Origin of the sequence: Streptomyces sp. NPDC050549 (assembly GCF_040655035.1) — a bacterium.
GTDB lineage: Bacteria > Actinomycetota > Actinomycetes > Streptomycetales > Streptomycetaceae > Streptomyces.
This window is the reverse complement of the sequence record NZ_JBFAJD010000042.1, coordinates 1-19,796: the sequence shown is the minus strand read 5'-3', so window position 1 is coordinate 19,796 and position 19,796 is coordinate 1. Positions and strand designations below refer to the sequence as shown.

The window sequence follows — 19,796 nt, the reverse complement described above, 5'->3', positions numbered from 1 at the left end:
CGAAGGGATCAGCACATGCGCAGCACCATGTTCGGAACTGTCAGGCGCATGCCAAGCATCGGTGCGGCCGTCGCGCTCGCCGCGGGCATGCTCGTCGCCCTGACCCCCGCCGCCGCCCACGCGGCCTCCGGCGCATCCCTCCCCTTCACCTCCGTCGAGGCCGAGTCCGCCACCACGACCGGGACCAGGATCGGCCCCGACTACACCCAGGGAAGCCTCGCTTCCGAGGCCTCCGGACGGCAGGCCGTACGGCTCACCTCCGGACAGCGCGTCGAGTTCACCGTGCCGCGCGCGGCCAACGCCGTGAACGTGTCCTACAGCGTTTTGGACGGGCAGAGCGGCAGCCTCGACGTGTACGTCAACGGCACCAGGATCGCCAAGACGCTCGCCGTCACCTCCAAGTACTCGTACGTCGACACCGGTTGGATCGCGGGCGCCAAGACGCACCACTTCTTCGACAACTCCCGTCTCCTGCTGGGCCAGAACGTGCAGCAGGGCGACAAGGTCGCCTTCGTCGCGACGGGCACCCAGGTCACCGTCGACGTCGCCGAATTCGAGCAGGTCGCCGGGGCCGCCGCACAGCCCGCCGGTTCGGTGTCCGTGGTCTCCAAGGGCGCTGACCCCAGCGGCGCGGGCGACTCCACCCAGGCCTTCCGGGACGCCATCTCCGCCGCCCAGGGGGGAGTGGTGTGGATCGAGCCGGGCGACTACCGGCTCACCTCCTCCCTCAGCGGCGTACAGAATGTGACATTGCAGGGTGCCGGTCAGTGGTACTCGGTCGTGCACACCTCGCGGTTCATCGACCAGTCCGGTTCCTCCGGCGGCGTCCACATCAAGGACTTCGCGGTCGTCGGCGAGGTCACCGAACGCGTCGACTCCAACCCGGACAACTTCGTCAACGGGACGCTCGGGCCCGGGAGTTCGGTCTCCGGGATGTGGATCCAGCACCTCAAGTGCGGCTTCTGGCTGATGGGCGACAACGACAACCTCGTCGTCGAGAACAACCGCATCCTCGACACCACCGCCGACGGCCTCAACCTCAACGGCACCGCCCACGGCGTGATCGTCCGCAACAACTTCCTGCGCAACCAGGGAGACGACTCCCTCGCCATGTGGTCGCTCAACTCCCCGGACACCAACAGCAGTTTCGAGAACAACACCATCTCGCAGCCGAACCTCGCCAACGGCATAGCGATCTACGACGGCACCAACATCACGGTCAGGAACAACCTGATCTCCGACACCAACGCCCTCGGCAGCGGTATCGCGATCTCCAACCAGAAGTTCCTCGACCCGTTCTACCCCCTCGCCGGCACCATCACGGTCGACGGCAACACCCTCGTCCGCACCGGCGCGATCAACCCCAACTGGGGCCATCCCATGGGCGCGTTGCGCGTCGACTCGTACGACAGCGCGGTCAACGCCACCGTCGACATCACCAACACGACGATCACCAACAGCCCGTACAGCGCCTTCGAGTTCGTGTCCGGCGGTGGCCACGGCCACTCGACAGGCAACGTCACCGTCAGCGGCGCGACCGTGCAGAACACCGGCACGGTCGTCGTCCAGGCCGAGGCGCAGGGTGCGGCGAAATTCAGCAACGTCCAGGCCACCGGTGTGGGCGCGGCCGGCATCTACAACTGCCCCTACCCGTCCGGCTCCGGCACCTTCACCCTCGCCGACGGCGGAGGCAACTCCGGCTGGAACAGCACCTGGTCGGACTGCTCGACCTGGCCGCAGCCCGGCCAGGGCAACCCGCCCCCGGACCAGAACACCAACCTCGCCAAGGGCCGTCCGGCCACCGCGACCGGCTCGCAGGACGTGTACACGCCCGGCAAGGCTGTCGACGGCGACGCGAACACCTACTGGGAGTCCACCGACAACGCCTTCCCGCAGGCCTGGACGGTCGACCTCGGCGCGGCCCAGGCCGTCCGCAGGCTGGTGCTGAAGCTGCCGCCCGCGTCCGCGTGGAGCGCGCGCACGCAGACCGTCACCGTGCTGGGCGGCACCGACGGCTCCACCTACTCGACCGTCGTCGGCGCCACCGGCTACCGCTTCGACCCGGCGACCGGCAACACGGTCACCGTGGCCCTGCCGAGCGGCACCAGCCTGCGCTGTCTGCGGCTCAGTGTCAGCGCCAACTCCGGCTGGCCGGCGGCGCAGTTCAGCGAAATGGAGGCGTATCAGACTTCGTGAGCCGGTCCTGGACCGGAAGCGTCCCGCGCTTCGCCGCCTGGATCTGCTCGTACACATGGGTCCGCAGTTCGGCGAAGCGCGGGGCGACCCGGGTGTGCAACTGGTCGCGTTCCACGGGCAGATCGACTTTCAGCTGCTCCTGCACGACGGTCGGCGACGCGGACAGGACGACCACCCGCTCGCCCAAGTAGACGGCCTCGTCGATGTCGTGGGTGACGAAGAGGATGGTGATGCCGCGCTCCCGCCACAACCCCCGTACCAGGTCCTCCAGATCGGCCCGGGTCTGCGCGTCGACCGCCGCGAACGGCTCGTCCATCAGCAGGACTTCGGGCTCGTAGGCGAGTGCGCGGGCGATCGCGACCCGTTGCTGCATGCCACCGGACAGCTGCCACGGATACGCCCCGGCCGCCTCCGCCAGTCCCACCGACTCCAGCGCGTCCGTGACCAGTTCCCGTCGCCGGGACTTGCTCAGGTCCTTCTGCTTCAGGGGCAGTTCGACGTTCTCGCCGACCCGCATCCAGGGGAACAGGCTGCGCCCGTACTCCTGGAACACGAACGCCATCCCGGGTGGCGGACCGCTCACCTTCCGTCCGTTCAGGAGGACTTCGCCCGCGGTCGGGGTGAGCAGTCCGCCCATGCACTTGAGCAGGGTGGTCTTGCCGCAGCCCGACGGGCCGACGAGACAGACGAGTTCGCCGGCTTCGACGGTGAAGGTGAGGTCCCGCACCGCCTCCACCCGGCGGCCGGAACCCTCGTAGACCTTGTTGAGGCCGCGTACGTCGAGCATGGACCGCCCTTTCACGATGTTCACGGGGACCGGCGGGTGGCCGCGCGCAGACCGTGGTACCAGCCGAGCACCCGCCGCTCGACCATCTGGAAGACGACGGAGAGCAGGAATCCCAGCATCCCCAGGACGAGGATGCCGGTCCACATGTCGGGCACCGCGAAACTGCGCTGGAACTGGACGACGGTGTAGCCCAGACCGTCGGTGCCCGCGAACATCTCACTGATGACCATGAGGATGATCCCGATGGACAGGGCCTGGCGCAGCCCGGTGAAGATCTGCGGGCTCGCCGAGCGCAGCACCAGGCTCCGCAGGCGGGCGGCGCCCGTGATGCCGTAGGAGAGGGCCGTCTCCTTCATGACCGGGTCGACCGCGCGGACGCCCTCGACCGTGTTGAGGAGGATCGGCCAGACGCAGCCGCTCGCGATGACCACGATCTTCATCGTGTCACCGATGCCAGCGAACAGCATGATGACCGGGACCAGGACCGGCGGCGGCACCGCGCGCAGGAACTCCAGAACCGGTTCGCACACCGCGCGCACCCGCCGGTAGGAGCCGATGACGGTGCCGAGCGCGATCCCGGCGACAGCTGCAGCGGCGTAACCGGCCGTCAGCCGCAGCACACTTGGCAGGACGTCCGTCCTGAACCGGTCGGCGGTCCACACGTCCGGGAAGGTCCTGAGGATGGTCCGCAGCGGTGGCCAGAACACATTGGTGCTGCCGTCCGACGCCAGCCACCAGACGGTGAGCAGCACCGCCGGGAGCGCGACCACGAACAGCGGCCGGAGCAGAACGCGCCTCACACCGCCACCTCCCCGCGCACGGACTGGTGCCAGGCCAGCGCCCGCCGTTCCACCGTCCGGGCGCCCACGTTGATGATCAGCCCCAGCAGACCGGTCACCACGATCAGCGCGTACATCTCGGGCACGGCCTGGGAGCTCTGCGCGACCATGATGGTGGCGCCCAACCCCGGTGCCCCGATGACCAGTTCGGCCGTGATGGTGAGGATCAGCGCGACGGCCGCCGCCAGCCGTACACCCGTCATGACGTACGGCAGCGCGCTCGGCCACAGCACGTGCCGGACCCGCGCCCAGGTGCCGAGACCGTAGGACCGCGCCGTCTCCTCGGCGACCGGGTCGACGTCCTGGACGCCGTAGAGGACCTGGATGAGGATCTGCCAGAAGGAGGCGTAGACGACGAGCAACAGCACTGACTTGAGTTCGGTGCCGTACAACAGCACTGCCAGGGGGATGAGGGCGACCGAGGGGATGGGGCGGAGGAACTCGATCGTCGAGGCGCTCGCCTCGCGGAGGTAGGGGACGACGGAGAGCAGGACTCCCGCGACGACGCCCGCGCCGACGGCGATCGCGAGGCCGAGGGCCCAGCCGGTGAGGGTGTCGCCGAGCGCCGACCAGAACGCGCCGTCCGTCAGCTCGTCCCAGAGCGCGGACGCGATCCGGCTGGTGGGAGGGAAGTAGGCCTCCTTGACGATGCCGACGCGCGGCACGACCTCGCCGAGGGCGAGGAAGGCCGCGAGTCCGGCCGCACCGAGTGCGGTGTTCAGTCCCTTCACGGGAGCAGCGTGTTCAGGTCGGGGGTCTTCTTGAAGAGGCCGTCCGTCTCACTCAGCTTCTCCAGCGCCTCGATCGAGGAACGGTTGGGATCGGCGGGCCACTTGGGCAGGATCACCTTGGCCAGCACACTGGCCGGGACCTTGGTGTAGGTGGCGACGATCTGGCGGACCTCGTCCGGGTGGGCGTCGGCGTAGGCCAGGGACTCGGCGGTGGCCTCCTGGAACTTCTTGACCACGTCCGGGTTCTTGGCCGCGTACGCCGACGACGTGAAGTACATGGCGACGGTGAGGTTCGGCGCCACGTCGACCAGCGGCCACGCGATCTGCTGGGCGCCCTGGTTCAGCATCGTGGTGAGCGCGGGTTCTACGGCCATCGCCGCGTCGATCTGCCCCTTGTCGAGCGCGGCCGGCATCTGGTCGAAGGCCAGCTCGACGAACTTCACCTTGTCCGGGTCGCCGCCGGCCTTGCGGACGGATTCGCGTACGGCCGTCTCGTTGATGTTCTTCAGCGTGTTGACCGCGACCTTCTTGCCCTCCAGTGCCTTCGCCGACTTGAGGGTGCTGCCCTTCTTGACGACGAGGGCGCCGAAGTCCTTGCCCGAGACGCCGGTTGAGGCGACACCGTTGGCGATGGCCTTCACCGGGACGCCGTTGGACTGGGCGAGCATCAGCGAGGTCATGTTGGAGAAGCCGAACTGGAACTGGCCGCTGACGACACCCGGCACGATGGCCGCGCCGCCCTGTGCGAGCGTCATGGTCAGTTTCAGGCCGTGCTTGGTGTAGAAGCCCTGCTTCTGGCCGAGGTAGAGGGGGGCGACATCGACGATGGGGATGACCCCCACCTTGACCGTGGTGGTGCCTCCCGAGGACGTGCTCTTCGACGAACTCGACCCGTCGGACGAGCCACAGGCCGCGGTGGCGAGCAGAAATGTGCCGACCGTGAGACCGGCGAGCAGACGACGCATACGGCTCCTCCTGTGCAGACAACGGTGTTCCGACAGGCTGTGCGCACAGCGCACAGTGGTGCTCTTCTTGGTGCTCAGCGGGAACGTAGAACCCGGCGTCCGACCGGGTCAATGGTTTGGCTAACAAAATTGTTGACAGTTATCGAAATGCGCTTCTACCGTGCTCCCGGAGCGCACCCCGTGCGTCCGTCTGGAGGCGACGATGCCTGCGGCAGTCCGCGCACCGCACTTCGTGAGGTCCTTCGAGCGCGGCCTCGCCGTCATCCGCTCCTTCGACGCCGAGCATCCCGCCCGTACGCTCAGCGAGGTGGCCCGCGCCTGCGAGCTGACCCGCGCCGCCGCCCGCCGGCTGCTGCTGACCCTGGCCGACCTCGGCTACGTCCAGTCCGACGGGCGCCTGTTCCGGCTCACCCCGCGCGTCCTGGAGCTCGGCTACTCCTACCTCGCGGGCTCCACCCTGCCGCAGATCGTGGTCCCGCATCTGGAGCAACTCGTCGCGCGGACAGGGGAGTCGGCGTCCCTGTGCGTCCTCGACGGCGACGACGTCGTCCACGTCGCCTGTCTCCCGGCCCGCCGCATCCTGGCCGCCACGATCACGGTGGGCACCCGCCACCCCGCCCGCACCACCGCGGTGGGTCGGGTGCTCCTCGCCCACCTGCCGGCCGATGAATTGGCCGCCCGACCGTCAACCGACGTACTGCGCAAGGAACTTCACCGGCTACGGCACGAGGGGTACGCGCTCGGCGACGAGGAACTGGAGGAGGGGCTCAGATCGGTCGCCGTCCCGGTGCGGGACCGGGACGGCGCGGTGGTCGCCGGCGTGAGTGTCGCAGTGCCCGCGGGCCGGCACTCCGCCGAGGCCGTACGGCGGGACGTGCTGCCCCAGTTGCTGGCGGCGGTGGCGCTCATCGACGACGATCTGCGGATCACAGATCGAGCACGAGCCGCTTCCCCCGGCAGCGTGAGACGCAGATGAGCATCGTCTCGCCGGCCGCCCGCTCCTCCTCGCTCAGCACCGAGTCCCGGTGGTCCGGGGTGCCTTCGAGGACGTCGGTCTCGCAGGTCCCGCAGGTGCCCTCGGTGCAGGAGAACAGCACCTCGACCCCGGCGGCGCGCACGGTGTCGAGCACGGACACGCCCACCGGGACGGTGACGGACTTGCCGCTCCGCTCCAACACCACCTCGAACTCGCTGTCGGCGCCCGCCTCTTGGACCTTCGGCTGGAAGCGCTCCAGGTGCAGGATGCCGCCGGGGCACCGTGCCTCGACCGCGTCGAGCAGCGGTCCGGGGCCGCAGCAGTAGACGAGGGTGCCCTCGGGCACGTCGTCCAGGACGGACGGCAGATCCAGCAGTCCGACCTCGTCCTGCGGGGCCACGGTGACGCGGTCGCCGTAGCGGCTCAACTCCTCCGTGAAGGCTATGGAGTTGCGGGTGCGGCCGCCGTAGAGCAGGCTCCACTCGGCGCCCGCCGCCTCCGCCGCGGCCAGCATCGGCAGGAGCGGGGTGATGCCGATGCCGCCCGCGACGAAGCGGTAGCGGGGGGCCGGCTCCAGCCGGAAGTGGTTGCGCGGTCCGCGCACCCGCACCTTGTCGCCCTGCCCCAACTGCTCGTGCACATACGCCGATCCGCCCCGCCCGTCCGGCTCCCGCAGCACCGCGATCCGCCACGCCCGACGATCCGCCGGGTCACCGCACAGCGAGTACTGGCGCTCCAGACCGGAACCGAGGAGGACGTCGATGTGCGCGCCCGGCTCCCAGAGCGGCAGTTGCTCGCCGAGCGGGTGGCGCAGGGTGAGGGCGAGCACGCCGTCGGCCGCGAACTCCCGCCGGTCGACGACGAGTTCGGCCTCGTAGGTGGTCATGCGTCGGCTCCCTGCGGCTCGTCGACCGAGTGGCCCCGGGGGTGGGCGAGCATCCACTCCCACATCTCGATCGGATCCTGCGAGGTGTGCTCGCGCCCGCAGTGACAGGTGCCGTGCAGGATGTCGGTGCCCGGCAGCCAGTCGATGCGGTAGACCTCGCCGGTCGGAGCGGTCACTGGACCTTCTCCACCGGCTTGGCGCCCTCCTCGGCCAGCCGGGCGAGAATCCGGCGGGCGGCGAGACCGCCGGTGTCGATGTTGATGCTCAGCTCCTGATAGCCGGCGCGCTCCGAACCGAGCGTCCGCTGAAGGAGGTTGAGGGCGTCCACGTCCTGCATGACGACGGTGTGGTTGTTGCTCCGCAGGAACTCGGTGACCTCGGCGTCGTCCGTGGCCCAGTCGCGCGAGACCGCCCAGAAGTCGTACACCTTGCCGTCGGAGGAGGGCGTGATGGCGTAGGTGATCTCGGTGTGGAAGCCGTTCGGGTCGCTGCCGTCCGCCTCGGGGAGTACGCCCACCGGGGCGATGCGGCTGTGCAGGAGGTAGAGGCAGGGCGCGTGGTACTCGATGTCCTGCCAGCGGGTGATCCGCCCCTGTATGCCGGTGGACCTGGCGTAGAACGGCGGGCACTCGGCGTCGTCCATGTGCCGGCTCACGCGTACGACGCCGGCGCCCTCGTCGACCTCTGTGGTGATCGGCGTCTCGGCGACCTCGGGGGAGCCGATGTAACCGCCGTGCAGGTATGTCTCGTGGGAGAGGTCGAGGAGGTTGTCGACGAGGAGGCCGTAGTCGGCGTCGATCGGCTCCATGCCGCTGACCGTGACCCAGTCGGGGGAGGCGAGGTGCGGGGCCCGCGGGACGATCTCCGGGTCGGCGAGGGCCGGGTCGCCGATCCACACCCAGACCAGCGCGTCCTGCTCGACCACCGGGTACGAGGCGACACGGGCGGTGCGGGGGATGCGTTTCTGCCCCGGCACGTACACGCAGCTGCCTGTCGTGTCGTAGGTGAAGCCGTGGTAGCCGCAGACGATCCGGTCCCCGTCGAGCCGGCTCTCGGAGAGCGGGAACCGCCGGTGCACACACCGGTCGTGCAGCGCCACGGGGGTGCCGTCGTCCTCGGTGCGGTAGAAGACGAGGGGTTCGCCGAGGATCGTCCGGCCGAGCAGGTCACGGCCGACCTCGTGGCTGTAGGCGGCGACGTACCACTGGTTCCTGGCGAAGGCGGTGGTGTGCGGCATCGTTGCGGCTCCCGTCGTTGGGTGGTGGCGACATCGTCCGGAAGGGCGTCACCGGGGCGCAATACCTCTTCCGTCTCGCGGAAGGAGCAGGGGAAATTGCCTGTTCAGGGCAGGTGCTCGTCTGTGGAAGTGGAATCAGGAGTGCGAAGGGCCGACGACGTCGCTGAGCGTTCCCGTCGGCGGGTTGCGTCAACCCCGGCGCTTCCGTTTTGTTCTATGTGGCAGCTTTGGGCATTTTCTATCTAGTGTTGTGCCACCAACTGGTGATACACCGGCAGAAGTTGTATCGCAGCAGATCAATCCTGATTGTTTCCGCGTCGACAGGCTGCGGGGTCGAAGCCGGGTCGAATTTGCCGTTTTCCGCCTCTCCAGCGCGTAGTTGCAGGTCAGGGGCGGGGATGAGCGGTCCCGTCTGGCAGCGGGCTTCGTGGCCGCCGCGCTGGTCATGCGGTGTGACGACGCGACCGCCGTGATCTTCTGGGCCCTGCTTCGGTGGGTGCTGCAGACCGACCGGCGCGCAGCCACACTGATCGGCTTGCTGACCGGCGTGTCGACTGTGTGCCTGGTTGCTGCTGACGGCATGCACGCAGTGATCGCTCAGGACTCGGGGGGATTGCCCTCGTGGTTGCCGCACTCTGGGGAGTCGAGCGCTGGCTGCGCCGCGTGCTGGAGACCGCCGTGTCGGAGACCCCGAGCCGTCGGCCGCCCCCGACTGGCCGCGGCTAACACAAAGAAGCGCCGGGAACCGTACCTACAGGTATCCCGGCTCCCCGTTGGCCACGAACCGTGTCAGGGATTGCTCCAGCAGCTCCAGAAACTGACGCAGATCATCAGCCACCCTGTCGAGTTCGGGATCGTCCATTGATGCTGTGCGCGTCCGGTAGACCACTCCGCTGGGACCGGTGAGATAACACAGTCCGCCACCGTTCGAGCCGATGAACAGGCCACGAGCCTCCTCACCCGTGCCGTCGCCGGCAGCGCCGTACTCCTTGAGCCGCAGAAGGACGTCAGGTACCGGGTCGACGAAGTAGCCGTTGCCGACGTCCGCCCAGACGATGTCGCCGATGCTGTCGTAGAGGGTGACCAGGTCGGCGGGGGCGAGATCCAGTCCGGCCAGAGCGCGGGCCGCCGTCTGATCGGCGGGGTCGGCCGACCGGCTCCTGCGGCAATAACGGCTCCAGACAGTCCCGCAGCTCATCCGACAGGATCCACGGCGACGTTCCCACATCGGACCGGACACTCAACTCCCGCCCCGTACACGGCCATCAGGACCGATCCATCTCTTTGTGTTAGCCGTTGTAGGTCTGGTGGTCAGGATCGTCGAGGGTGTGCAGGTCAAGTCAGGATCGAGGAGTCCCCAGCTCAGCAAGTCATGTCGACTGCGATGAACCGTCGTTGACCGTGACTGACCGCCCGATGTGGCACGGCTGTGGCACTGGGGTGAACGACATCGGCCCGTGCGGTTCGCCCTCCGGGCGTAACTGCTCAAGATCCGGGACCGGCGGGCCATCCCGTACCGGTGCTGTCCGTCCCGGCCGGCACACTGCCACCATGGACACCACGCCCGAGTAAATAAGCTCCCGGACAGCCGCCGCATGGACGGTTGCGCTCGCGGTCCTCGGAGGATTCACAGACTTCGCCTGGGGCGGACCGTTCCTCGCCGTCACCTGCGGCCTTTCCGTGGGAGGCAGCGCCGCCGTGGGCACGGCCCTGTCGCATCGTCGCAACCATTCGGGAAGGCCAGGGGAAGGCCGCCGCGCTCGGGTACGCCGACGGCATCGCGGACATGATGGTGCTGGGGATATCCGCATACCGGGCCTCCGTCTTTCCGCTGTCCGGCCCCGACGCAGTAGACGCCGCCGAGCGCATGGCGCGCCGCAAGGCCGCCTGCCAACTCACGCCCGCCGACGGGCTTCCCCATCAGATTCGTGAGGCCGCGGCCGCCGCTCTCGGAGCGATTGACGAGGGGCGACACCGCGACACCCAGTCCGCCATCGAGGACCTTATGAGGGCCGTCCAGGAGCAGCGCCGCGGCACCTGACTGAGGTGCCCTGCGCTTCTGGGACAGCAGCGTCGAGGGTTCTCCTTAAGCCTGTAGAAGTCCTTGGACGGGCCTTTCTTGGTTCGCCCGGCCGGTGCGGGCCGCGCGGGAGCGGGGTGGTGGGCATCCGCGGATGAGGCGGCCGTGGCGGCTGTCGCTGGCCGAGCGGGTGCTGCCTGGTGGCGGTGTACTGCCGGACCGGCCTGACCATGCGCCAGCCGGCCGTGCTGTTCGGGATCTGTCCGGCCACCGTGTGCCGGACCATCCAGCAAGCGGACACGCCCCTGGCGCCGGAGCCGGCGCTCCGCCCCGAAGGTGCGGTGGACCGGCTGCGGATCGTGGACGGCAAGCTGATCCCCGTGCGCGACCGCACCGGTGCCGCCTCCAGCCGCAACTACCGCTTCTCCGTGAACGTGTAGGTCGTCATCGATGCCGACGCCCGCCTGGTCACAGCCACCGGCGCTCCGGTGGCGGGCAACGTGGCCGACGCCCATGCTTTTCGGGACACCGGCCTGGCCGTGGTCTGTTCCGGAACCACCGTGCTCGCCTGCGGCGGTAGACCATCCGCTCACCGCGGACACCGCCATCTGGATCTACCGGCAGACAGTCGGCATCGTCCAAGAGGCCGACTGCGAGATGGTCGTCCGGTCGACCGAGGACCCATTGTCGCTGCGTGAGCACAGCTCCCGACTGGCGGAGCCGTATCCGAAGGGCCGGCTGATCGAGATCACCGACTCGTCCACCCGCTTCCCCGAGGACCGGATCCGAACAACTCGCCGAAGCACTCGCCGACTTGCCGATGCGGACCGAGGTGCGGAGCCGGTGGGGCGCATCGACTGAGCACAGGGACGGCGGGCGGCACTCACCTCACCCGCCCGACGCGGGGGATCGGCGGTGTGGCCGAATCGCCGCCCCTGGATCAAGTGCGCCTTGAGCGGGGCGAGTCGGCGCGCATTGCCCGTACCGCGCGGCCCGGCAGACCAAGCATCAGAGTGGGAAAGGGGAGTTACCCCACCGCCGGGAGCAACTCCGCCGAGCTCCTTGCGTCCTGCGCCCGTCCGGCCCGACAGCGGGGAGCAACGTCAGGAGACGGCACAGACGGCTGGAGCGCGGAGCTGTGTCATGGTGCGCTCCGCCGCGTGGGCGCGACCGGCTACGACCGGCCCGCAGCTTGAATCCGCTCCCCGGTGGGGCACCGAGGGTTCTCAGCGTTCGGTGAGCAGACCCGCGTCGTGCGCCAGGACGGCGGCCTGTACGCGGTTGGCGCAGCCGGTGCGGGTCAGGATCCTGCTGATGTGCGCCTTGACCGTGCCGGCGCTCAGATACAACTGCTCTGCGATCTCCCCGTTGGACAGACCGGTGCCGAGCAACCGCAGGACGTCCCGTTCGGCCGGGGTCAGCTCCTCGGTCCTGCGCAGGGCGGCCTCGGTGTCACGGCCGGACCGTATGTGCCGTTCCAGTAGTTGTCTTGTGATGCGCGGTGCCAGGACCGGCTCCCCGCTCGCGGCGAGTTGCACGGCGCGGATCAGCTCTGTGGGGCCGGTGTCCTTGAGCAGGAACCCGCTCGCCCCGGCTCGCAGAGCCTGCGTCACGCTCGCCTCCTGGCCGAACGCCGTGAGCATCACGACGCACGTGCGGGGCGAGAGACGGCCGATGTCCTCCGCGGCCGCGATCCCGTCCTTGCCCGGCATCTGGATGTCGAGCAGTGCCACATCGATCTCCCGCGTGCGGCACGCCGCGACGGCTTCCAGGCCGTCGCCCGCCTCGGCCACCACCTCGATGTCGTCGGCGTTCTCCAGGATCAGCCGGATCCCGACGCGCATCAGTGCCTCGTCGTCGGCTACCAGAACTCGGATCACCGGCTCATCTTAGGGCGGCCGTCATCAGCAGGAACACGAGATACCCGATTGTCGGCAGGACCACGAGCACCGCTGCGCAACCTGCTCCCAGGACACGTGGCCATGTCAGGATCTCGTCGGCAAGGGGAGAGCGACTGCCTCCCTGTCCGGCCAGTTCCCCCTGTCCTGTGGCCCCGGACAGGGGCCGGGGCGCGTCCGCGGGAGGTCCGGCGGCCGGCCCCGCGAACGCGCGCACACTCTCCTGCTCCTCCCTCTGCTTCCGTTCCTGCGACCGTGACGGCAGCCATGCCACCACACGGAAACCGCCGCCGGGCACGGCACCCGCCTCGAACGCTCCGCCCAGCAATGAGATCCGCTCCTGAAGACCGGCCAGCCCACTGCGGGTTCCGCCCTGTGAGCGGCCGTCCGTAAGCGGTGCGCCGTTGGTGACGGACACCTCTGTCCCGTCCCCCGCGTTCCTGACATCCACCCGGGTGGCCGCACCGGACGCGTGCTTCAGTATGTTCGTCAGTCCTTCGCGGACCACCCGGTGGATCGCCTGCCGGGTGCGGTCGCCCACCATCGCCGAGTCGGGCACGGACCAGTCGAGTTCGATCACTCCGCCCGTCCGGCGGAACTCCGTCACCAGGGCGGTGATGTCCTCCCGCGTACCCCGGTCGCTCCCGGAGCCGTCCGCCAGGTCGGCGTGGCGCAGCACCCCGAGGATCTCGCGCAGCTCCTCCATGGCCGTACCGGCGGTCGTGCGCAGAAGTTCCGCCTGTCCGGTGAGGGGAGGCGCCTGGCGCGCCGCCGCGAGTTCCAGTGCCCCGGCGTGTACGGAGATCAGGCTCAGCCGGTGGCCCAGCAGATCGTGCATCTCGCCCGCGATCCGGTTCCGCTCCTCCAGCCGGGCGGTCGAGGCGCTCAGCGAACGGGCCTGCTCCAGATAGGCGTTGCGCTCCCGCAGCAGATCGACCAGGGGCCGCCGCTGTCCCAGCAGGGTGCCGGCGACAGCGGGAAGCAGCAGGAGCAGCACCATGGAGACCGCGTTGCCGGCCAGTTCCACCGGCAGGTCCTCCCACTGGGGGATCACCCGTACGGCAGTCAGGAGGGCCACGGCGGCGCAGCCTACTCCGACGACCTGCCAGGCACGCCGCGTCGGGGCGATACGCCGGGTGGCTGACAGCGTGAGCAGCGCCACCGCCGCCAGCGTCCATACGTTGTGACCGACGATCAGCGGAGATACGCCGAGGACCACGGCGACCGGCCTGTTCCGCCGCGCGGCGACAAGCAGCGTCGCCCACAGAGCTTCGAGTACCGCCAGAGCGGGCCGGTCCGGCGGCACCAGCAGCAGGGGGAGCAGTCCGAAGGACGCCGTCAGGGCGCACAGCAGCAATTCGCCTACGACCGTACGGCGCGGAGTGGTGCGCACCGCGGCCCGGCATGCAGCCAGCGACGCCCTCGTCCGCCGGGGTATGTCGGCCACCCCGCGCCCCAGTCGCACGGGAAGCCGTCCCGAGTCTTCGGGCACCTGACTCATACTCGCTCCTGCTCCTGCTCCTGCTCCTGCTGCTGCCGCTGTCGACGCGGTGGCCCTGCCGGTGGCAGACGCCTCCCCAGTGCTCCCTGGTGGCGCAGTCACGCGCCCAACCGGAGACGCAGCTCCGTCTGCAGGCCGGCCATGTCCATCTGACCGGACGTCCGCAGCAGCCGTACGACCGCGCCCGTGTCCGCGCCCTCGACGCCCGCCTCCGCCTTCGTATCCGCCGCCGGCCCGCTGAGCAGCGCAGCCAGCAGATGGACCGTACCGACCGTGGGGGAGCCGTGCTCGGCCGCGATGAGCCGTGCGACGGCCATCATCTGGTCGGCGGCGGCGGAGAGCCGTACATCGGCGACATCATGGACGTCGGCTGCGCCGGGCACGGATGTGACCGCCGCGAGGGTCAGGGAAGCCTGCCGCACACCGTACAGGCGCGACAACTGCGCGGCGGAATTGGTCGTCGCGAGGCTCTCGGGAAGCGACCGGCCGGCTACGGTGAGGGCCCGGTCCAGGGACAGTATTCCCAGCAGGAGATCCACCAACTCGGCCTCGGTGCGCCCGCGTCGCACTGCCTGCCGGATGGCCTCGACGGACACCGCGAACAGGACCGGCGAGCCGTTCTGGGCGGCCCCCGAGGCCCACGACGTGATCGCGCGGGTGAGGCGGTTGCCGCTCCTGCCCAGGGTTCCGGCCCGGCGGAGCAGGGTGACGCCACGGGACTCCGGGCCTTCGCCCTGGGCCGAGGCGGCTGTGCGCAGCGCGTCGAGCGCCGTGGCCGCCGCGGCCGGATCCAGTCCCCGCAGGTGCAGGGCCTCGCGTGCCCTGCCGCAGGGCAGGTCCACGAGGGCCCGGGCCACGTGGCGGCAGCGCACCGAGATCGTCCCTTCCGCGCGTGCCGATGCCATCGCCAGGAGCAGGCACGTGCGCAACGCTCCGGTCATCCGCAGCCGGGGCAGGTCGCTCCGCGGACCGGGCCCTCGGGAGGCGAGGCGCAGGCGCCACTGCGCCTCGCGCCATGCGGTATCAACTTCCAGCGCATCGGCGTCGGCTGCGGCCGGCGCGGTGCCGCCCTCGTCGTCGTTCGCCCAACCGTGGCCTGCCCGGCCGAAGATCACACCGCTGAGCGCACCGGACGCCCGCATGCCCGGCGCTATGGCCGCACCGGCGTCGGTGTCCCCCATGACGAGCGCGGCCAGCACAGTGTCCGTACCCACGGCCGGTGACTCGTGCTTGACCGCGCCGCGCAGTGCTTCCACGAGCAGGTCCATGACGTCGGGCTCGAACTCCGTGGTCGAACCGGCCACGGGTGTGGTGTCGGCGTGTGCTCCGGTTGTCGATCGCTGATCCATCGAACGTCCCCTCGTGATAGCTGTCCTGCCGTGGTGGCTTGGTGGGAACGACGCTAGGCGTGCGCCCAGGGACACCGCGTCGGCCGACCGTCCAGACTCCCGGTCCGACCGGCCCGTCCGAGCGTGCCCGCAGTGACCTCGGCGACGTCCTCGGCCCGGATCACCGCCGTTGCCCACGCCCGGCGAGAGTCGGCAGCGGGGCCGCTCGACGTCCACGTACGGCACTGCGCTCGGGAAGCCGTTCGGTCCGATCCGGCAGCAGGCGAGGCGAAGCACGCCCTTCGACGCATCGGCAGGTCTCCCAGCACTGCGGGCACCTTCGACGTGCTCAGGGCTGCGACAGGAACCGATGGGTCGATCACCGTGACCGTCGTCCCACCGGCATCGCAGGCCATTCGGTGACGGCCGCCTCCGGTACCTCCCGGCTCACCGACGGCGAGTCGGTGACCTGGTCCGCGCTGCCCGACGTTGCCGCACGATCGGACGAGCTCACCGGCCTGCTGTCGGTGACAACCACAGCCCGTGACATCGTCGCCGTCCCGTAAACCGAACGTCCTCGACCGCCTGCCCTCCTCCCTCCTGGTTCACCAACCCTGCGAGGAGCCCACATGGCTGGAACCGGCGGATCGATCCCGACCAGCGCCCCGGATCGCGAGCACGAAGTCTTCTGCGACATCACGGCCAACAGCTGGGCAGGCCGTTTCTGCGGCGCGGCTGCGTCGACGGCTCGGGCGACATCACCGTCCGCGGGCGGCGGGCGGGACGAGTGGGCATCACCGGCGTGATTCAGGTCACACGGTGGCCGTGCAGCAGATCGGCACGCCTTTCCGTCGAGGAGGGGTGACAGGAAGGGCGGAGCGTGTGGATCTGACAGCCAAGCGGGCAACGGGCGTCGAGCGCGGTGGCGCCGAGTCGGTGGAGGGGGACTTCCATGGATTCGTCGCCGCCCGGTCGGCTGCGTTGTTCCGGGGCGCACTCGTTCTGACGGGCAGCCGCGAGGCGGCGGAGGATCTGGTCCAGGAGACCCTGGAGCGGGCCTGCCGCAAGTGGCGCACCATCAGCGTCAAGGACGCTCCGGAAGCATATGTCCGGCGGATCATGGTCAACCTCGCCAACGACCGCTGGCGAAGATTCCGCCGCACAGTTCAACACCCCGTCGACGGCGATCCTGCCGCGCCCGGCGACGAGTACGGACGGATCGACAGCCGGGACCAGTTGGTCCGTGCTCTGCAGCAACTTCCCATGCGGATGCGGACGGTGGTGGTGCTGCGGTACTTCCACGATCTGTCCGACGACGAGATAGCGGCCGACCTGAAGATCTCGCCGAGCACCGTCCGATCCCAGCTGGCCCGCGGAATCGACCGGCTCAAAGGCCAGTTCCCCGCACCCTCCGCCCCTTCACCACAGCAGCCCACGGAAGGAACCCGATGAGTTCCTACGAGCCGCGGCCTTCCGGCTGCACACTTTTCGAAGAGGAACTGATCAACGCCATGAACAACTTCGCGCACTCCACCGACGCCCCGGCCTTCGACACCGCCGGCATGGTCCACCGCACCCGCCGCCGGCGGGCCACCCTCATCGCCGGGTTCGCCGCCGCCCTGGTCGTGGCGGGCGGGGGCACGGCGCTGGCCTCCATGGCGGGTGCCTCACAGACGTCGGCGACGCCCGCCGCCACTGCCACCGTCGACCACAGCAGGGCCACCTTTCTCCTGGGCGGCGTCACGAAGGAGCCCATCGCGGTCGACCTCACGGGCCAGGTCCTGGACACCGCCAAGGCGCAGTTCCTCAAGGCGGGGCTGAAGCTCGGCAGGGTCGTCAAGGTGAGCAGCCCCGGCTGCAAGCCGACTTCGGTCATCGAGCTCACTCCCCACAGCCCGAAGGTCGTGACCGAGGGCGACACGGTGAACGTGACGCTCTGCGCGGGCTGATCAGACCCGTCGTCCGGTAGCAGCCGTCCTGAGCGTGCGCGCGCGAGCCGCTCAGGACGGCCCAACCGACGTATCCACCAAGCGCCACAATCGCAATCCGCCGGCAGCCACGGCGATCGGGACGGCACTTGTGACGGGGCGAAGCCCAGACCCAACTCCCCACGGGTGGCGGCTCGCTCTGGCGCCGCTGTTGCCGCAGGAGAGCGGGTCCCTGTCAGCCCGAGTGTGTGACGGCATCAGTGGCCAGGGACTGCTGCAGCGTCTGTGTCCCACCATCGGTGAAGCCAACGGCCACGGCACGGACATCGCCCCGCCGCAGTGACTGCCGGCGTTCGCAGGCGCCGCCCTGGGCGGGAGGGGTGTCAGACCGGCTCGCCGAGATCCTGCACGATCCAGCCCGGCGCCTCGAGGCGCACCGGCTCGGCGCCGACCAGCTCTGTCAGATGCGACTCCAGGCTCGCGAGCTCGGCGGAACCGATCTGCTGTTTCCATTGGTCGCGCAACTCGTCAAAGATCGATTCGCCCTGTCGCAGCACCTCATGACCGAGCGGGGTGACGTGCAGACGCTTGCGGCGGGCGTCGAGAGGGTCGGTGTCGCGTGCCACGTATCCGCGGTCCTGCAGCACCGTGATGGTCTTCGCCGCTGCCTGCTTCGAGACCGACAAACGCCGCCCGAGTTCTGAAGCGTTGTCCGCGCCGGCGGCGATGGCCCGCATGGCGAAGTCATGGACAGGACGTACGTCGTCGTAGCCGCGGCGGGCCAGTTCGGCGGTCGCGGCGTCCACCAGCGAGCGGAAGCCTCCGAGCAGGAGCAGTGCGAGATCAGCGCCGGATCGTGCCATGGAAGAAGACTACGGCCACGCGACTGGACAACGACAATCTGGTTGTCTAACTTGATGGACAACAAGGTTGTCGAAATGGGGAGAGGCAATGGACACCACTCCTGCGGGCCGCACGCTTCCGGGGATCACGCACCACCGCGCAGAGGTCAACGGGACCCGGCTGCACTACGTAGCGGCGGGAAGCAGCGGATCCCCGATCCTCCTGGTCCACGGGTTTCCCGAGACCTGGTGGACTTTTCACAAGCTCATCCCGCGCCTCGCGCGGACCCACCGAGTCTTCGCCGTCGACCTGCGCGGCTTCGGCGACTCCGACAACGGGCCCGGTCCGTACGACAGCACGACCTCGGCCGAGGACCTGCACCTCCTCATCGAAAATCTCGACGTCGGCCCCGTCCACCTCACCGGGCAGGACATCAGCGGAGCGACCGTCTTCCGCCTGGCGACCGCCCGCTCCCAGGACGTGCGCAGCCTCACCGCGATCGAAATGGGCCTGCCGGGGTTCGGCCTCGAAACGCTGGCCGACATCACCCACGGCGGCGCCTGGCACATCGGCGTTCTCGCCGCCCCCGGCATCCCCGAGATGCTCCTGGCCGGCCGTGAACGCGAATTCCTGGGACAGTTCGCATTCCCCGCCCTGAGCGCAACCCCCGGAGCGATCACCGACGCCGACATCGAGGAGTTCGCCCGCACTTACGCGCGCCCCGACGGCTGGCGCGGAGCGATCGGCCTCTACCGGTCGATGCTGCGGGAGGGCTCCGAAATCAAGGCTCTCGCCGACACGCACGGCCTAACCGTGCCCGTACTCGCGGTCGGCGCGGTCGGAGGCCCCTTCACGGCCGGCACCATGTCCAAGGCCACGGCAGCCGACGTGAACTCGGTATCACTCGACGGCGTGGGCCACTACGCCGCGATGGAGGCCCCCGACGAACTGGCGAAGGCCGTTCTCGAATTCATCGGAAACGTCGACTCCCTCTGACGGTTCCAGATGACTTACAGAAGGGACCACCCCGACCTGGGACTTGACCGGGAATCCTGGGCACCCACCCCGAAGCCACCTCCCTCCCATGGCATCCCGTCACCAAACCGAACGAACGTGACTCTCCCCGGGGCCCTGTGTTCCGCACCTGCCCGAGCACCCGGACTGCCCCCGCATCCTGGCCGCCTTCAACCACACGACCGGGCCGCTGCGGGCCAAGGACGTCTGCCGGGTTCGCGGCCACGAACTGCTGCCGAAGAATGTCGAAGGCGCCCGCGCCAAGCTGAAACGACTGGTCAGACTCGGGATCCTCACTTAGACAGACACCGCCAGCTTCAGCGAGAAGCAGTAACCAAGTCCGGAACGGACATCAACTCACGAACCGCCCACTCGGTACCTCCCGCGCTTCGGCCAGGGACTGGGCGTCAGCGGGGATCGCGGGCGGTGTGCGGCTGAGCGGCGGCGCATCTTCCGTGCCCTCGTCCGACGGTGGAGGGCTCCTCCAAGGCGAGCGAGGGACACCTCTTGAGCTCTGCGCTGTCGCGGTGGACTGCCTTGCGCGGGTGGACGTTCGACAGCCGGGCCGAGGTCGCTTCGGTTCGGCTCAACTGGGCTCAGTGGGACGGTCGTTGCCGGTGTCCGTGGATCCGTAGCGGTCGGTCGCC

General features: G+C 69.4%; 19 protein-coding genes and 1 pseudogene. 8 read left to right on the top strand and 12 right to left on the bottom strand.

The genetic code is table 11. The features are described from left to right. Positions 1-15: 15 nt before the first annotated feature. The gene (locus AB0I51_RS39695; RefSeq protein WP_362983253.1) at positions 16-2,196 is read left to right on the top strand and encodes a discoidin domain-containing protein; all 2,181 of its coding nucleotides are present in this window, start codon (positions 16-18) and stop codon (positions 2,194-2,196) included. On the opposite strand, the gene AB0I51_RS39690 is transcribed toward AB0I51_RS39695, so the two are convergent. The 4 genes from AB0I51_RS39690 to AB0I51_RS39675 are packed head-to-tail and all read right to left on the bottom strand — an operon-like array spanning position 2,165 to position 5,518. Then, a complete protein-coding gene (locus tag AB0I51_RS39690) occupies positions 2,165-2,983 on the bottom strand; it encodes an ABC transporter ATP-binding protein (protein WP_362983252.1) in 819 nt (272 codons plus the stop codon). The two genes, AB0I51_RS39695 and AB0I51_RS39690, sit on opposite strands and share 32 nt — an antisense overlap. Before the next feature lie 20 nt (positions 2,984-3,003). Then, positions 3,004-3,783 carry an ABC transporter permease subunit gene (locus AB0I51_RS39685; RefSeq protein ID WP_362983251.1) on the bottom strand — a complete coding sequence of 260 codons (780 nt, stop codon included), beginning with the start codon at positions 3,781-3,783 and terminating at the stop codon, positions 3,004-3,006. Then, positions 3,780-4,553: an ABC transporter permease gene (locus tag AB0I51_RS39680; RefSeq protein WP_362983250.1), complete on the bottom strand. Its 774-nt coding sequence runs from the start codon at positions 4,551-4,553 to the stop codon at positions 3,780-3,782. The genes AB0I51_RS39685 and AB0I51_RS39680 overlap by 4 nt, the downstream gene beginning before the upstream one ends. Further along, positions 4,550-5,518 carry an ABC transporter substrate-binding protein gene (locus AB0I51_RS39675; protein ID WP_362983249.1) on the bottom strand — a complete coding sequence of 323 codons (969 nt, stop codon included), beginning with the start codon at positions 5,516-5,518 and terminating at the stop codon, positions 4,550-4,552. Before AB0I51_RS39675 ends, AB0I51_RS39680 begins: the two co-directional genes overlap by 4 nt. A gap of 202 nt (positions 5,519-5,720) precedes the next feature. On the opposite strand from AB0I51_RS39675, the gene AB0I51_RS39670 reads away from it, so the two are divergent. After that, the gene (locus tag AB0I51_RS39670; protein ID WP_362983248.1) at positions 5,721-6,494 is read left to right on the top strand and encodes an IclR family transcriptional regulator C-terminal domain-containing protein; all 774 of its coding nucleotides are present in this window, start codon (positions 5,721-5,723) and stop codon (positions 6,492-6,494) included. Here AB0I51_RS39670 and AB0I51_RS39665 read toward each other — a convergent pair. The 4 genes from AB0I51_RS39665 to AB0I51_RS39650 all read right to left on the bottom strand — a co-directional run bounded on the left by AB0I51_RS39665 (position 6,445) and on the right by AB0I51_RS39650 (position 9,815). Further along, positions 6,445-7,380, bottom strand: a complete 936-nt coding sequence (locus AB0I51_RS39665) for a PDR/VanB family oxidoreductase (protein WP_362983247.1) — start codon at positions 7,378-7,380, stop codon at positions 6,445-6,447. The two genes, AB0I51_RS39670 and AB0I51_RS39665, sit on opposite strands and share 50 nt — an antisense overlap. Then, positions 7,377-7,556, bottom strand: a complete 180-nt coding sequence (locus AB0I51_RS39660; RefSeq protein WP_200715902.1) for a hypothetical protein — start codon at positions 7,554-7,556, stop codon at positions 7,377-7,379. The genes AB0I51_RS39665 and AB0I51_RS39660 overlap by 4 nt, the downstream gene beginning before the upstream one ends. Beyond that, a complete protein-coding gene (locus AB0I51_RS39655; RefSeq protein WP_362983246.1) occupies positions 7,553-8,617 on the bottom strand; it encodes an aromatic ring-hydroxylating dioxygenase subunit alpha in 1,065 nt (354 codons plus the stop codon). The genes AB0I51_RS39660 and AB0I51_RS39655 overlap by 4 nt, the downstream gene beginning before the upstream one ends. A 751-nt stretch (positions 8,618-9,368) precedes the next feature. After that, complete coding sequence (locus AB0I51_RS39650; RefSeq protein WP_362983245.1) at positions 9,369-9,815, bottom strand: SMI1/KNR4 family protein; 447 nt, start codon at positions 9,813-9,815, stop codon at positions 9,369-9,371. A gap of 588 nt (positions 9,816-10,403) precedes the next feature. Between AB0I51_RS39650 and AB0I51_RS39645 the strand changes: the two genes are divergently transcribed. Both AB0I51_RS39645 and AB0I51_RS39640 read left to right on the top strand, forming a co-directional pair. Further along, on the top strand, positions 10,404-10,658 hold the full coding sequence (locus tag AB0I51_RS39645; RefSeq protein ID WP_362983244.1) for a hypothetical protein: 255 nt from the start codon (positions 10,404-10,406) through the stop codon (positions 10,656-10,658). An 82-nt stretch (positions 10,659-10,740) separates the two neighbouring features. Next, a pseudogene (locus AB0I51_RS39640) lies at positions 10,741-11,212 on the top strand (transposase family protein); the annotation flags it as partial. 651 nt (positions 11,213-11,863) lie between these two features. On the opposite strand, the gene AB0I51_RS39635 reads toward AB0I51_RS39640, so the two are convergent. The 3 genes from AB0I51_RS39635 to AB0I51_RS39625 form a co-directional block, all read right to left on the bottom strand. Next, positions 11,864-12,517: a response regulator transcription factor gene (locus AB0I51_RS39635; protein WP_362983243.1), complete on the bottom strand. Its 654-nt coding sequence runs from the start codon at positions 12,515-12,517 to the stop codon at positions 11,864-11,866. Between the two features lie 4 nt (positions 12,518-12,521). After that, positions 12,522-13,928, bottom strand: coding sequence for a histidine kinase (locus tag AB0I51_RS39630; RefSeq protein WP_362983242.1), 1,407 nt, complete (start codon positions 13,926-13,928; stop codon positions 12,522-12,524). Positions 13,929-14,134: 206 nt separating this feature from the next. Continuing rightward, on the bottom strand, positions 14,135-15,385 hold the full coding sequence (locus AB0I51_RS39625; RefSeq protein WP_362983241.1) for a Clp protease N-terminal domain-containing protein: 1,251 nt from the start codon (positions 15,383-15,385) through the stop codon (positions 14,135-14,137). Positions 15,386-15,783: 398 nt separating this feature from the next. Here AB0I51_RS39625 and AB0I51_RS39620 point away from each other — a divergent pair, with 398 nt between their 5' ends. The 3 genes from AB0I51_RS39620 to AB0I51_RS39610 all read left to right on the top strand — a co-directional run bounded on the left by AB0I51_RS39620 (position 15,784) and on the right by AB0I51_RS39610 (position 17,313). Continuing rightward, positions 15,784-15,930, top strand: a complete 147-nt coding sequence (locus AB0I51_RS39620) for a hypothetical protein (RefSeq protein ID WP_362983240.1) — start codon at positions 15,784-15,786, stop codon at positions 15,928-15,930. A 316-nt stretch (positions 15,931-16,246) separates the two neighbouring features. Then, positions 16,247-16,816, top strand: coding sequence for a SigE family RNA polymerase sigma factor (locus AB0I51_RS39615; RefSeq protein WP_362983239.1), 570 nt, complete (start codon positions 16,247-16,249; stop codon positions 16,814-16,816). Next, a complete protein-coding gene (locus AB0I51_RS39610) occupies positions 16,813-17,313 on the top strand; it encodes a hypothetical protein (protein WP_362983238.1) in 501 nt (166 codons plus the stop codon). The genes AB0I51_RS39615 and AB0I51_RS39610 overlap by 4 nt, the downstream gene beginning before the upstream one ends. 362 nt (positions 17,314-17,675) lie before the next feature. Here the strand turns inward: AB0I51_RS39610 and AB0I51_RS39605 are convergent, their stop codons facing one another. Further along, entirely contained in the window at positions 17,676-18,155 is a 480-nt protein-coding gene (locus tag AB0I51_RS39605; protein WP_362983237.1) for a MarR family transcriptional regulator, read from the bottom strand. A gap of 88 nt (positions 18,156-18,243) precedes the next feature. Between AB0I51_RS39605 and AB0I51_RS39600 the strand changes: the two genes are divergently transcribed. Further along, positions 18,244-19,131, top strand: coding sequence for an alpha/beta hydrolase (locus AB0I51_RS39600; RefSeq protein WP_362983236.1), 888 nt, complete (start codon positions 18,244-18,246; stop codon positions 19,129-19,131). Positions 19,132-19,796: the final 665 nt, after the last annotated feature.